This window comes from Mesorhizobium sp. WSM4850 (assembly GCF_055811735.1).
Map to the genome: position 1 here is coordinate 1 of NZ_JBVVPV010000158.1, position 656 is coordinate 656.

Sequence of the window (656 nt, forward strand, 5' to 3'; positions counted from 1 at the left end):
GCCGAAGTGACGTTGCTCCTCGTCGCCATAGGCGCCATGTGTGAGCTTTATCATTCCGGCACGGTCGACGATCGTGATCTCGCCGCGCCTGGCGTGAACCAGCCCCCGATACTCCAGCATTTGCAGGGCGGTGGTAACGCCGGGGCGCCGAGAGCCGAGCATAGTCGCCAGAAATTCATGCGTCAGCTGGATCTTGTTTCCCTCGGTTCGGTCGTGGACCATCAGCAACCAGCGGGCCAGCCGTTCCTCGATCTTGGAATGGCCATTGACCAGTGCCGTTCGTGCCGACTGGACAAGGAAGGCGTGGGCATAGGCAAGCAGCGACGCGCCAAGCGACTGGCTCTTTGCCACCTCAGACCGAAGATTCTCAACCGGCAGGCACCAGCCATTGCCTGCGACCTGGATGTAGGTCTCATTGGGAGAGCTGTCTTGGCCGAGAATGACGGCAACGCCTGTCATGCCATCATAGCCAATGATCCCGACTTCACTCTGCCGCCCTCCAGTCATTGTAGCGACCACCGAAGCGATACCCGCTTCTGGAAAATACACATGCTCGATTGGCTGATACGGGACCTCCAGTTGGGCTTTGAGGTTCAGTTGGACATGATGCATCGACGGCAGTAACAGCGCAAAATCCTCTGGGGAGAGGGCTTTCA

Annotated in this window: 1 protein-coding gene; it reads right to left on the bottom strand. The window is 58.7% G+C overall.

Annotated elements, in window-relative coordinates; genetic code table 11:
• Nucleotides 1-459: Crp/Fnr family transcriptional regulator (locus AC0L2Z_RS35385; protein WP_473630643.1), on the bottom strand; the 459-nt coding region annotated here is incomplete at its 3' end.
• Nucleotides 460-656 lie beyond the last annotated feature (197 nt).